Annotated in this window: 13 protein-coding genes; 3 read left to right on the top strand and 10 right to left on the bottom strand. The window is 69.7% G+C overall.

The annotated features are described in order from the left end of the window. From ABC337_RS17700 to ABC337_RS17675, 6 genes are all read right to left on the bottom strand, one after another. Positions 1–405 (bottom strand): CDP-alcohol phosphatidyltransferase family protein (locus tag ABC337_RS17700; protein ID WP_412893313.1); only part of this gene is annotated, 405 nt, incomplete at its 3' end. A 136-nt stretch (positions 406–541) separates the two neighbouring features. Then, positions 542–994 (bottom strand): hypothetical protein, encoded by a 453-nt coding sequence (locus ABC337_RS17695; protein ID WP_412882864.1) that lies wholly within the window; start codon positions 992–994, stop codon positions 542–544. After that, complete coding sequence (locus ABC337_RS17690; RefSeq protein ID WP_412882865.1) at positions 991–1443, bottom strand: cupredoxin domain-containing protein; 453 nt, start codon at positions 1441–1443, stop codon at positions 991–993. Before ABC337_RS17690 ends, ABC337_RS17695 begins: the two co-directional genes overlap by 4 nt. A gap of 132 nt (positions 1444–1575) precedes the next feature. Further along, positions 1576–2148 (bottom strand): GNAT family N-acetyltransferase, encoded by a 573-nt coding sequence (locus ABC337_RS17685; RefSeq protein ID WP_412882866.1) that lies wholly within the window; start codon positions 2146–2148, stop codon positions 1576–1578. A gap of 30 nt (positions 2149–2178) precedes the next feature. After that, a complete protein-coding gene (locus ABC337_RS17680) occupies positions 2179–3477 on the bottom strand; it encodes a Y-family DNA polymerase (protein ID WP_412882867.1) in 1299 nt (432 codons plus the stop codon). A 9-nt stretch (positions 3478–3486) separates the two neighbouring features. Next, positions 3487–3918, bottom strand: a complete 432-nt coding sequence (locus tag ABC337_RS17675; protein WP_364137493.1) for a LexA family protein — start codon at positions 3916–3918, stop codon at positions 3487–3489. Positions 3919–4077: 159 nt separating this feature from the next. Here ABC337_RS17675 and ABC337_RS17670 point away from each other — a divergent pair, with 159 nt between their 5' ends. Beyond that, positions 4078–5298, top strand: a complete 1221-nt coding sequence (locus tag ABC337_RS17670) for a Vgb family protein (RefSeq protein ID WP_412882868.1) — start codon at positions 4078–4080, stop codon at positions 5296–5298. A 2-nt stretch (positions 5299–5300) separates the two neighbouring features. On the opposite strand, the gene ABC337_RS17665 is transcribed toward ABC337_RS17670, so the two are convergent. Both ABC337_RS17665 and ABC337_RS17660 read right to left on the bottom strand, forming a co-directional pair. Further along, positions 5301–5819: a GNAT family N-acetyltransferase gene (locus tag ABC337_RS17665; RefSeq protein ID WP_412882869.1), complete on the bottom strand. Its 519-nt coding sequence runs from the start codon at positions 5817–5819 to the stop codon at positions 5301–5303. A 47-nt stretch (positions 5820–5866) separates the two neighbouring features. Continuing rightward, positions 5867–6487 carry an L-threonylcarbamoyladenylate synthase gene (locus ABC337_RS17660; RefSeq protein WP_364137490.1) on the bottom strand — a complete coding sequence of 207 codons (621 nt, stop codon included), beginning with the start codon at positions 6485–6487 and terminating at the stop codon, positions 5867–5869. 148 nt (positions 6488–6635) lie between these two features. Between ABC337_RS17660 and ABC337_RS17655 the strand changes: the two genes are divergently transcribed. Next, positions 6636–6953, top strand: coding sequence for a DUF6457 domain-containing protein (locus ABC337_RS17655; RefSeq protein WP_412882870.1), 318 nt, complete (start codon positions 6636–6638; stop codon positions 6951–6953). Positions 6954–7036: 83 nt separating this feature from the next. Here the strand turns inward: ABC337_RS17655 and ABC337_RS17650 are convergent, their stop codons facing one another. Continuing rightward, positions 7037–9394, bottom strand: coding sequence for an FdhF/YdeP family oxidoreductase (locus tag ABC337_RS17650; protein ID WP_412882871.1), 2358 nt, complete (start codon positions 9392–9394; stop codon positions 7037–7039). Positions 9395–9524: 130 nt separating this feature from the next. Beyond that, positions 9525–11288, bottom strand: a complete 1764-nt coding sequence (locus tag ABC337_RS17645) for a long-chain-fatty-acid--CoA ligase (RefSeq protein WP_412882872.1) — start codon at positions 11286–11288, stop codon at positions 9525–9527. Between the two features lie 274 nt (positions 11289–11562). On the opposite strand from ABC337_RS17645, the gene ABC337_RS17640 reads away from it, so the two are divergent. Then, on the top strand, positions 11563–12015 hold a 453-nt coding region (locus ABC337_RS17640), incomplete at its 3' end, for an MBL fold metallo-hydrolase (RefSeq protein WP_412893312.1).

Here is a 12015-nt window from a genome sequence, read left to right as displayed (position 1 = left end):
GGAGGTGTCCAGGCGGGCGCCGTCGGCCGAGGCAGTCCCGGTTCGGCGCGCCACCGGCCCGTCCACGGCGTCTAGGGCGAAGGCCGCCGTCCCGACGGCGAGCAGCGGCAACCCCGACGGGCCGCCGGTCAGCAGCCCCGACATGGTGAGCGCGGCGGCACAGGCCACCAGCACCGCCCGGGCAAGCGTGACCCGGTCCGCGGGGGTGCAGGATGGGACGGCCCGGCCCAGGAGGTTTGCGCCAGCTCCGGCCAGCACCGCGGCGCCGGCGCCCACCGCGAGGAAGGCGCCCCCGCCGTCGGGAAGTGACGGGCCGGCAATCACGACGACGGCGCCAAGGTACGCCACGGCGGCCACGGAAAGGTCGGCCACCGCCGGGTGCGGGGCGGTCCGGAGTTCAGTCATGATGCGGCCATGCTATCGCCGCGACCGGGTGCGGACCGCTGCTGTGATGCCTTGAAGTCCGGACTCCCTGAGCTCCCGACACTGTGAGATCCCTGCGCCCTGAGGCCCCTGCGCCCCGAAATTGCTGAGCCCCGCGTCAGGCTCGGGCCGCCGTCGTCGTCCGTCCCCGACCGGCCCGGACGAACCCCGCGGCCGCCGCAACGGCGCCTAGGGCTTCCGCGGCGGCGCTGATCGACTTCTCCCAGAACCACACCGGGTCGTACATCGCGGGGAAGGGACCGAACGCGGGGATATCGACGTACCGGTAGAGCACCACGGCGGCGAAGGCGCTCAGGGAAACGAGGAACGCGAAGGCAAAGGCCGCCCGGGAACCCCGCCAGAGGACGGCGACGGCGGCGAGCGCGGCGGCTGCCGCCTCCAGGACAAAGAGCGTGCCCTGTCCGAGTCCCTGCGGCGAGCCGGCCTGGTAGCCGGGCGCGAGGTGAAGATGGACCCCGGCATCGACGGCTAGGCAGCCGGCCGTTAGCAGGCGCAGGGCAAAGCCCCGGCTCCGGTGGCCGGCAACGCCCCGGTGTGCGGTGGCGCTCATTTGACCACCAGCGTTCCGTGCATGTTGGGGTGGTAGGTGCAGTGATAGGTGTAGGTGCCCGGCGTCGCCGGCGCGGTGAAGGTGGCCGTGCCGCCGCTGCCCTTGACAGTGACATCAAAGGCGCCGCCCTGATCGGCGGTGACCGTGTGCGCGGCGCTGTCCGCGTTGGTGACCGTGACGGTACTGCCGGCCGGCACCTCAAGGGCCGGGCCGTAGGCGAAGTTCTTGATGGTGATGGCGGCCCCGGCGGACCACGCCGTCGACGCGCCGGCAGAGGCCGTGGTGGTCGAAGCGCCCGTGCTTGTTGAGGCGCCCGTCGTGTCCATCGGCATGGCGGCGCTCGCGGACGTGCCGGACGGGGGAGCCGTACCCCCTCCCGAGCCGCAACCGGCCACACCCAGCACCAGGGCCGCGAGCGCAGCGAGGACGCTACATTTTCCGGTGACCATGACCCACCTCCGGCGAAACAGTTGACCTAGCAACCTGCCTAATTCTGCTCCTCATCGGTGCGGAAGGCGCCGGGCCTTTTGGCGGGTATTGCGGTGCGGGCGGCCGGGGCCGCCGGCGAGGGGCCCGCCGTCCTAGCCAGACCCCGGGCGGGCAGCGTCCCACTCCTCGCGAAGGATCGAGAAGACCTCCTTGTCGTAGCGGGAACCGTCGAACACCCAGCTGCTGCGGAGCACGCCCTCCGAACGCATGCCGAGCCGCCGGGCGATGGCGACGCTGCGGAGGTTATCGGTCCGGCACCGCCACTCCACCCGGCACATGCCGCGTTCCTCGAAGGCCCATTCCATCAGCAGCGCGACCGAGCGGGTGACGAGTCCGCGGCCCACCGCGCCGGGTTCCAGCCAGCAGCCGACCTCACAGATGCCCGAGCCCGCGTCGAAGGCCACGAACATGACGCCGCCAATGATGCTGTCCCCGTCCCAGAGGCCGTAGATGCGGGCGCCGTCGCCGGCGGTGGCCGTGGCGTAGCGCTGCAGGGTGGCGCGGGCGCCCTCGACGGTGTCGGTGACGAAGGCCGGTCCCACCCAAGGGCGGATGTGGTCCCGGGCCCGGTCCATGTGTTCGGCGAAGGCCGGGGCGTGCCACGGCTCCAGGGGTTTCAGGACGACGCCGTCCCGGACGGCCGTTTCAAACAGTGAAGAAGGCATGCCGGGAGCTTAGCGGATGGGCCGGTGCGGTCAGGCGGCCTTGACCAGGGGGAGTTCGTCCCAGTGGGTGGTGTAGCGGGGGGAGAGCATGTCCCGCTTCATGCTCCAGTCCGGTCCGCCCCGGATACCGCCGAAGCCCAACCCGATGGAACCGCGGCCGTAGCGGCGCGTGATGTCCTCCACCAGGCTCCCAATGTGGCGTTCCTCGTGCGGATTCTCGAACAGGGATAGCGGTGCCTGGTTCCCGGTGGGCCTTAGGTCGGTGACCATGATGCCGGCCTTCGCGTACTTCACGCCGTCCACGATGCGGGGCAGCAGGGCATGTGCCGCCCGCGTCAGGATCACCGGATCCGCCGTCGGCATCGGCAGGACCACGCTGACCGTGGGGAACGAGACGTCCCGGGCGTTGAAGTGCGAGGTGCCAGCGAACGCGGTGAGGAGCTTCGCCTGCAGTCCGTGCCGGGCGAGGCGGGCGGAGGCCTGCTGCCCGTAGACGCTCAGGACCTGCCGGAACCCGGCGGCCGAGGTCAGCGGGGTGGAGAAGGAGCGGGAGAAGATCAGCTGATCGCGTCCGATGCGTTCCTCTTCCATCGGGATGCACGGGATGCCCTGCAGTTCCAGGACGGTGCGCATCATGACCACGGAGAACCGGTCGCGGATCATCACCGGGTCCGCGCGGGCCAGATCCAGGATCGAGTGGATGCCCAGGGCGTTGAGCCGCTTGGTCAGCCGGGTGGCGACGCCCCAGATTTCGATCACCGACAGGCTTCGCATCAGGCGCTCGCGGGCGGCGGCGGGCACGGACTCCCAGTGGCAGACGCCGTCGAAGGCAGGATTGTTCTTGGCCCACTTGTTGGCCAGCTTCGCCAGCGTCTTGGTGGGGGCGATGCCGACGCAGACGGGCACGCCGACGTTGCGCCGCACCGCCGCCTTCATCTGTCCGCCCAGCTCCAGCAGGTCCGCGGGCGTGCCCTTGACCCCCAGGAACGCCTCGTCGATGCTGTACACCTCCAGCCAGGCGGAGAAGCGGCCCAGCAGCTCCATCACGCGGGCGCTGATGTCGCCGTAGAGTTCGTAATTGCTGGACAGCGCCACCAGTCCCCACTCCCTGGCCCGTGGGGCGAGCTTGAACCACGGCTCGCCGAGGGCAATCCCCAGCTGCTTCGCCTCGGGTGACCGTGTGACGGCGCAGCCATCGTTGTTGGACAGCACGACGACGGGACGGCCCTCCAGGGCGGGGTTGAATGCCCGCTCGGCGGACGCGTAGAAGCAGTTGACGTCCACGTGGGCGATCTGGGGCAGCTGCCGCATCGGAGCGGGCCTGGCCATGACGGCCGCCTAGACCACGTGGAGGCAGCGCGTGGCGACGCCCCAGACCACGAGTTCGGACAGGGACGGAACCCTGATGTCCGGGTAGGCCGGGTTCTCGGCCTGCAGCACCACGCCGTTGCGGGTGATCCTCAGCCGCTTGATGGTCAGCTCGCCGTCCAGGACCGCGACGACGACGGATCCGTCCACGGGTGTCAGCGCCCGGTTGACGATCAGTTCGTCCCCGTCACTGATCCCGGCGCCCTCCATGGAGTCCCCGGAGACCCGGACCACGTAGGTGCTGGTGATGTCCTTGATCAGGTGCTCGTTCAGGTCGATGCGGCCGTCGAAGTAGTCCTGCGCGGGCGAGGGATAGCCGGCCGCCACCGGGACCGGCGAGATCAGCACCGAGAGGAGGGAAGTGCCCGCGTCTATCACGCGGGGTCCGATAATTGCGCCCACAACACACCTTAGTTCGAATATATGTTCGAATCTAAGTGTAAGCCCGGGGGCGGACATTGGCCCGGGGGAAACCCTTCGGTAGTAGGCTTCGGGGGTTGGCCGCGCCGGGCGGCCCACTGTTTGGGGGTAGTGGTGGCACGAGGACGTTGGCTGGCGGTTGTGGCTGTGGGAGCTGCCCTGTGCGGCGGGGCAGGGCAGGCCGTTGCGGCGCAGGATGCCGCGGCGCCGGCTGCCTTGGCGCCGGCGGAGGTGGTATCGACGGGCGGGACGCCGGTCGACGTCATCGTTGGCCCGGACGGAACCGCGTACATCGGCGGCTACAACGGCGGCTACAACGGCTTCGGCGGGGTCCTGGTGATTCCGCCGGGCGAGCCGGGCCCTACGCGCCGGATCACGACCGGCCCCAACGTGGCCGGACTGGCCCTGGCGCCGGACGGAACGCTCTACGTGGCCCAGCAGCAGGGTGGCTCCGTCGGCGGGGCCGAGATCGGCGTCGTGCCTCCCGGTGCCGCGGCCGTCGCCCGGACCATCCCGGTGTGGAGGGGCAACCACTTCATCGCCGTCGGACCCGACGGAAAAGTGTACGTGCCGAACCCGGATAACAAGACGGTGCTTGTCCTGGCCCCCGGCGGCACGGCGGTGGACCATGTCATCGGCGTCGGGGTGGGGCCCGTGGAAGTCGCTGTCGGCGCGGACGGCACCGCCTACGTGGTCAACCAGATCGAGGGCACGGTCTCGATCGTTCCCGCCGGCCAGGCCGCGGCATCCCACACGATTCCCACCGGGGCAGTGGCCGGTACGACGGAGAATCCCCACGGCATCGCCGTCGCCCCGGACGGCACGGTCTACGTCACGAACATCAGCACGAACAAGGTGGCGGTCATCGGGACGGGGGCGGACCGGGTGGGCTACACCATCTATGTCCCGGGCGGCCCCAGCGAGGCGGCCCTCGGACCCGACGGGACGCTTTACGTCTCGAGTGTGCTCGCAGAAGGAATATCCGTGATCAAGCCCGGTTCGCGGACCGTCGACTCGACCATCCCGACCGAGGGACGCCCCGGGCACCTCGCGGTGGCCCCGGACGGCAGCATCATCGCGGCGACGCCGGGCACCGGCGTGGGCAACGGGTCGGTCTCCCGCTACGCGCCGCCGGCGCCGGTACCGGCCTCCGCTCCTGCGGGCCCGGCCGGTGCCGGGGTAGGGAACGGCACAGGAGTCGGGAACGACGCCGGGCCCTCACCGTGGAGTTCGCCCGGCGCCGTAGCGGGTGCAGGCGGCGCGGCGGTGATCGTCGTCGCCGCCCTGGTGCTGTTGCTGGGCCGACGCCGTTCTCTCAGAGCCGACGGACGCGTCGGCGACGTCACCGCCGAACAGGCGTAGCGCTAGGCCGTCTCGATCCAGTAGCGGCGCTTGCCGTTCCGGGTGTCCTCGTAGGCGCCGCCGTTCCTTTCGATCGTGGCGCGGGAGCCAGCGTTCTCCTCGTCGCAGGTCAAGAGTGCCCGCTCGATTCCCAGGCCGCGGGCGATCGGCAGCGCCTCCGCCAGGGCGCCCGCGGCATGACCGCGCCGCCGCGCCGACGGACGAACGCTGTAGCCGATGTGCCCCACCTCGTTGAGGAGGAACTCGTTCAGGTGGTGGCGGACCGCGAGTGAACCGACGAAGTCGCCGCCCTCCACAATCCAGAGATACGTGCAGGGCACATAGCCGGGCTTCCGCGGAGTCTCCGGTCGCGCGTCCCGGCGCAGAGCCTCAACAAAAGCGGCGAACGCGGCGGAACCCGCCAGGTCCGCGTCCGGCCGATGCTCTATCCCGCCGCCATCCTGGTGCGCGCCGTCGAACTCCGCAAAGGCCTCCAGCCAGGAGGCGTGATAGATGGTGTCGGGTGCGGTAAGCCTGGCCATGCCCCGATCCTAGCCGGGCCGGGGTCGAACGCTGTGAACCCGTGCGGCTACTCGAACCGGGACGGGTCGCCCATGCCGCGTCGGACCACCTCGGCGGCACCGCCGGAGAAGTCGATCACGGTGGTCGGTTCCGCGCCGCACTCGCCGGAGTCGATGACGGCATCGACCACGTGGTCCAGCCGCTCCTTGATCTCCCAGCCCTGCGTCAGCGGCTCCTCCTCGTCCGGCAGCAGTAGGGTGCTGGAGAGCAGCGGTTCGCCCAGTTCCGCCAGGATCGCCTGGACCACGGTGTGGTCCGGGATGCGCACCCCCACGGTCTTCTTCTTCGGGTGCAGCAGCCGCTTGGGGACCTCCTTGGTGGCCGGCAGGATGAAGGTGTAGCTGCCGGGGGTCACCGCCTTGATGCTCCGGAAGACGTCGTTGTCGATCTGGACGAACTGTCCCAGCTGCGCGAAGTCCTTGCAGACCAGGGTGAAGTGGTGCTTGTCGTTCAGGTGCCGGATGGCCCGGATGCGGTCCAGCGCCTCCCGGTTGCCCAGCTGCGCGCCGAGGGCGTAGCAGGAGTCCGTCGGGTAGGCGATCAGGCCCCCGGACTTGAGCAGCTCCACCACCTGGGTGATGGAGCGCGGCTGCGGGTTGTCGGGGTGGACATCGAAGAATCTCGCCATGGCATGAGCTTACGCCCGGGCACGCGGGGCACATCCATTCCGGCGCGGGGGCTGTGTCGCGTTTCATTTGCGCCCTGATCGGTGCTACCCCTTGAGGGACACCGCACGACGGACGCACCGATGCAGCACCGACGAAGAGGAGTAATACATGACTTTGCCCCGGGATGAAGACAGCTCACTGCGGCACTGGAGCGCGCGCCTGATCCAGGCCCTCCAAATCCTCGACCTGGAGGTGGACCACGAGAAGCTGGTGCAACTCGCCGACGAATCGGTCAAGGCCGTGGGTCCGCACGCCGACGCCGTCAGCGCCTTCGTCGTCGGCTTCGCCGCCGGGACGGCGTCCACCCACGGGCGCAAGAGCGTCGACGAGGCTGTCACGGCGGCCGCGGATAAGGTGATCGAGCTGTGCGAGCACGGCGAAGAGGGCGGCCCGGACGAAAAGGGCTGGACCAAGCGGGCCCAGTAGCCCGCACCCAACGCACCCACACACAACAGCCGGCAGGCCGCATCCCCGAAGGGACGCGGCCTGCCGGCTTTTCCGGAGGGGTGCTAGGCGGACACCGTCGCACCGGGAGCGGCGTGCAGGCGGCCCGGGCCGTCAGCTTCCTGGTCCGCGCTGGCCTCGAGCCGCACGATCACAGCCTTCGAGATGGGCGTGTTGCTCCCCTCAGCGGTGTGGTTCAGCGGCACCAGGACATTGGCCTCCGGGTAGTACGCGGCGGCACAGCCGCGCGACGTCGGGTACGAGACCACGCGGAACTTGCGCAGCACCCGCTCCTCGCCGTCGTCGTGCACGCCGTGGATGTCCACGTACAGACCGTCCGCGAGCCCCAGTTCGGCGATGTCGTCCGGGTTGACGAACACCACGTGGCGGCCCTTCTTGATGCCGCGGTACCGGTCGTTGTGCCCGTAGATGGTGGTGTTGAACTGGTCGTGGGAGCGCATGGTCTGCAGGATCAGCGTGCCCTCGGGGCGTTCGACGTGTTCGAGGTAGTTCACCGTCAGCACAGCCTTGCCCGTGGGCGTGGCGAAGGTGCGCGAATCGCGGGGACCGTTCTCGAGGATGAAGCCGCCTTCCTGGCGGATCCGCTCGTTGTAGTCCTGGCAGCCGCCCACCACGCGGGAGATGTGGTCCCGGATCAGGTCGTAGTTCTTCTCGAAGCCGTCCCAGTCCGCCGCGATCCTATCGCCCACCAGCGCCTTGCCCAGGCGGCTGAGGATCGCGGGTTCGGAGAGCAGGTGGTGGGAGACCGGTTCCACGCTGCCCCACGAGGGGTGCACGGCACAGACGGTGTCTTCCACGGAGACGAACTGTTCGCCGGATTCCTGGATGTCGATCTCGGTCCGGCCCATCGTGGGCAGGATCAGCGCCTCGGCGCCGGTCACCACGTGGGAGCGGTTGAGTTTGGTGGAGACCTGCACGGTCATCTCCGTGCCGGCCATGGCGGCCTCCGCGGCGTTGGTGTCCGAGACGGCGGCGACGAAGTTGCCGCCCATCGCCATGAAGAACTTGATCTCGCCTTCGCGCATCTTGTTGATGGTTTCGACGGCGTCCACGCCGTGTTCGCGCGGCGGCTCGAAGTCGAACTCCTTGCCCAGGGCCTCCATGAAGGACTGCGGCATCTGCTCCCAGATGCCCATGGTCCGGTCACCCTGGACGTTGCTGTGGCCGCGGATCGGCGAGGCGCCGGCCCCGGGCTTGCCCATGTTGCCGCGCAGCAGCAGGAGGTTGATGATCTCCTTGATGGTGGCCACGCCCTTCTTCTGCTGCGTGACGCCCATGGCCCAGGTGATGATGACCTTGTCCGCCTTCAGGTACCGGGCGGCCAGCTCGTCGATCTCCTCGGAGCGCAGCCCGGTGGCCTCCAGGACCTCCCGCTCGTCCAGCTGCGCGAGGTGTTCCTTCAGTTCGTCCAGGCCCTCGCAGTGCTCGGCCAGGAACGCGTGGTCCAGAACCGTCCCAGGGTTGCGGTCCTCGGCGTCGAGGACGCGCTTGGAGACGGCCTGCAGCAGGGCCATGTCCCCGCCGATCCGGATGTGCATGAACTGGTCCGCGATGGAGGTTCCGTGGCCGATCACGCCGCGGACCTTCTGCGGGTTCTTGTAGCGGTGCAGCCCGGCCTCGGGGAGCGGGTTCACGGCCACGATCTCGCCGCCGTTGTGCTTGCAGTTCTCCAGCTCGGTCAGCATGCGCGGGTGGTTGGTGCCCGGGTTCTGGCCCATGATGATGATCAGGTCGGCGTCGGCGTAGTCGTCGAAGTTCACGGTCGCCTTGCCGATGCCGATGGTCTGGCCCATCGCCCAGCCGGAGGACTCGTGGCACATGTTGGAGCAGTCCGGGAGGTTGTTCGTGCCGTAGCCGCGCACCAGCAGCTGGTAGAGGAAGGCCGCCTCGTTGGAGGTGCGGCCGCTGGTGTAGAAGGACGCCTCGTCCGGGGACGCCAGGCCGTGGAGCTTGTCCGTGACGATCCGGATTGCCTCATCCCAGGACACGGGCGTGTAGTGGTCCTCGCCGGCGGCTTTGAACACCGGTTCGGTGAGGCGGCCCTGCATGCCGAGCCAGTAATCGGACCGGTCGCGCAGTTCGCTGACCGAGTGTTCGGCCCAGAACGACGACGGAATCACCAGCGGCGTCGCCTCCCAGGTGACGGCCTTGGCGCCGTTCTCGCAGAACTCGAACGCCTTGCGGTGGTGCGGGTCCGGCCAGGCGCAGCTGGGGCAGTCGAAGCCGTCCTTCTGGTTCATCTTCAGGACCGTTTTGCGGGTCCGGTTGGGACCCATCCGCTTGATCGCCGGCTCCATGGAGTGGTAGACGCCGGGAACTCCGGCCGCCCAGTGCTTGGGCCGGTCGCCGACCTCCAGGTCCTTTTCGTTCGGTTCCTGTACCTCAGGTGTCTTGCGAGCCACGACAACTTCCCTTCTGCAGACGCCGCCGTAAGCCCGGCGGCGGGCACAACTCCTCTACGCACCCTACCCGCCCACGTGAGACTCGACTCTCAGCCGGACCGGAGCGCCGCAGGTAATCGAAGGGGGCGGGCTATTCGGCCGCGCGTTCGGCGAGGGCTGCCTGGATCTCCCGGCGCAGGACCTTACCGATCAGCGAGCGCGGCAGTCGCTCCATGACCACCACCCGCCGCGGCACCTTGTACGCTGCCAGGTGTTCCCGCGCGAAGTCCCGCAGGGCGCCGGGGTCCACCGTGCCGCCGGCGTCGGGCACGACGGCGGCCACCACGTCCTCGCCGCCGCCGGGCCGGGGCACGCCCACCACGGAGACCTCCGCGACGCCGGGGAACCTGGCCAGGACGTCCTCGACCTCGGTGGGTGAGACGTTGAAGCCGCCGGTGATAATCAGTTCCTTGATCCGGTCCCGGATGGTCACGAAGTGGTCCTTGTCGACGGAGACGATGTCACCGGTCCGGAACCAGCCGCCCTCCAGCAGGGCCTCCTCGGTGTCCTGCGGGCGGTTCCAGTACCCGGCGAAGACCTGCGGCCCGCGGATCAGCAGTTCGCCCCGTTCGCCGGGCGCCCGGTTGACGGCGACGTTCCGGGGATCGACGACGCGGATGTCGGTGAGCGGAAAGGGGACGCCCACGGTGCCGGGCTTGCGGCTCGGGCCGAAGGGGTTGCCTATGGAGATCGGCGAGGTCTCGGTCAGGCCGTAGCCTTCGATCAGGTTCCCGCCGGTTGCCTTTTCCCAGGTCTCCACCGTGGCCACCGGGAGGTTCATGGCCCCGGAGATGGAGTACCTGATGCCCCGCAGGCTCACGCCCCGGCGGGCGGCCTCCGCGGCGAGCCGGTCGTAGATCGGCGGGACGGCGGGCAGGAACGTCGCCGGCGAGCGCCGGTGCGCCTTCAGGACCAGGCCGGCGTCGAACTTCGGGAAGAGGACCAGCCGCGCCCCGATGCTCAGCGAAAAGGTCATGCAGAGCGTGAGCCCGTAGGCATGGAACATCGGCAGGACGGCGTAGACGGTTTCCTTGCCGTCCTGGAGGCCGGGTACCCACGCGCGGCCTTGCGCGGCGTTGGCCTGCAGGTTCGCGTGCGTGAGCATGGCACCCTTCGGCGCGCCGGTGGTGCCGCTGGTGTATTGCAGGACCGCCAGGTCCCCGGGCGCGGGCCGCTGGTGGCGCCGCTTGAGCCGCCCGGCGTCCAGCAGCCGGTGCCATGGCAGTACCTGCCGTTGAACGACGGCGGCCCGGGTTCCGCGCGCCGGCTTCCCGGCGGCCAGGGCGGCGCGTGCCTTCCGTGCGGAGGGCAGCGGAAGCCGCAGCGCCAGCCGTTTGCCCAGCGGCATGGCCGGGATCAGCTCGACCGACACCACGGTGCGGAGGCCAATGTCCGCCGGCAGCCGCAGCACCCGGTCCACGGCCTTGTCCCAGACGATTGCGACGGTGGCGCCGTGGTCCTCGAACTGGTGGCGCAGCTCGCGGTCCGTGTACAGGGGGTTGTGTTCGACGACGACGGCCCCCAGGCGCAACACCGCGTAGAAGGCAATGACGTGCTGCGGGCAGTTGGGCAGGACCAGGGCCACCCGGTCCCCGGCGGCCACTCCCAGCTTCTGCAACCCGGCGGCCACGCGGTTGATCTGCGCGCCGAGCTCCCGGTAGCTGGTCCGCGCCCCGAAGAACTCCAGCGCCGTCCGGCTGCCGTAGCGCCGGACGGACGCCTCCACCATGTCCACCAGCGACCCGGTGGGCAGCACCAGGTCGGCCGGAACGCCGTCGCTGTAGTGGGCGGTCCAGGGCCGGTCCGCCCACGGGAGGCCCGGCACCTGTGGTTCCGGAAGAGATTTCTGCTTCATGCCTGGTCCTTGCCGTGGGGAGGGGGTCCGGCCGCTGACGGGTCCGGGGGCAGTGGTTTGCGGCGGCTGCGGGACAAGTCGGCCACCCCAAAAAAGCCTACTGCCCGGTATCGGGTCCCGGGGACGGCGGTGCCCGATTGGCGATGCCAGTCGGTGGTCCCATTGGGCTGTCTGCACGGGGGCCAGGGCTCCGCTGCGCCGTGACTTTCGGCCCTACGGAGCGTGGGCGATTGCGCGGAAGGTGGGGGTGACGGACTCGGGAACGGAACGCACCATGACACACGACCGGCCTTCCCTGCGGTTCTTCGGTGCGACAGACACCGTGACCGGTTCCCGGTACCTGCTCGAATCCGGCGGCCGCCGCGTCCTGGTGGACTGTGGATTGTTCCAGGGCTACAAGCGCAGTCGGGAACGCAACCGGGCCCCGTTTCCCGTACCGCCGCACTCCATCGACGCCGTCGTCCTCACCCACGCCCACTTGGACCACACGGGCTATGTCCCGGCCCTGGTCCGGGACGGCTTCAAGGGTCCCGTCTACGCCACCGACGGCACCGCGGAACTGTGCAAGCTGATCCTGCCGGACAGCGGGTACCTCCAGGAGGAGGAGGCCAAGAACGCCACCCACCGCGGCTCGGCCAGCCACTCGCCGGCCCTCCCGCTCTACACGGCGGCAGACGCGGTCCGCTCGCTGAACAGCTTCAAGGTCCGGGAGTTCGATGACCCGCTG

Origin of the sequence: Arthrobacter phoenicis, from assembly GCF_047238215.1 — a bacterium.
In the GTDB taxonomy this organism is placed as follows: domain Bacteria; phylum Actinomycetota; class Actinomycetes; order Actinomycetales; family Micrococcaceae; genus Arthrobacter.
The sequence above is the reverse complement of the archived record's forward strand: the minus strand, read 5'-3'. Positions and strand labels throughout refer to the sequence as shown.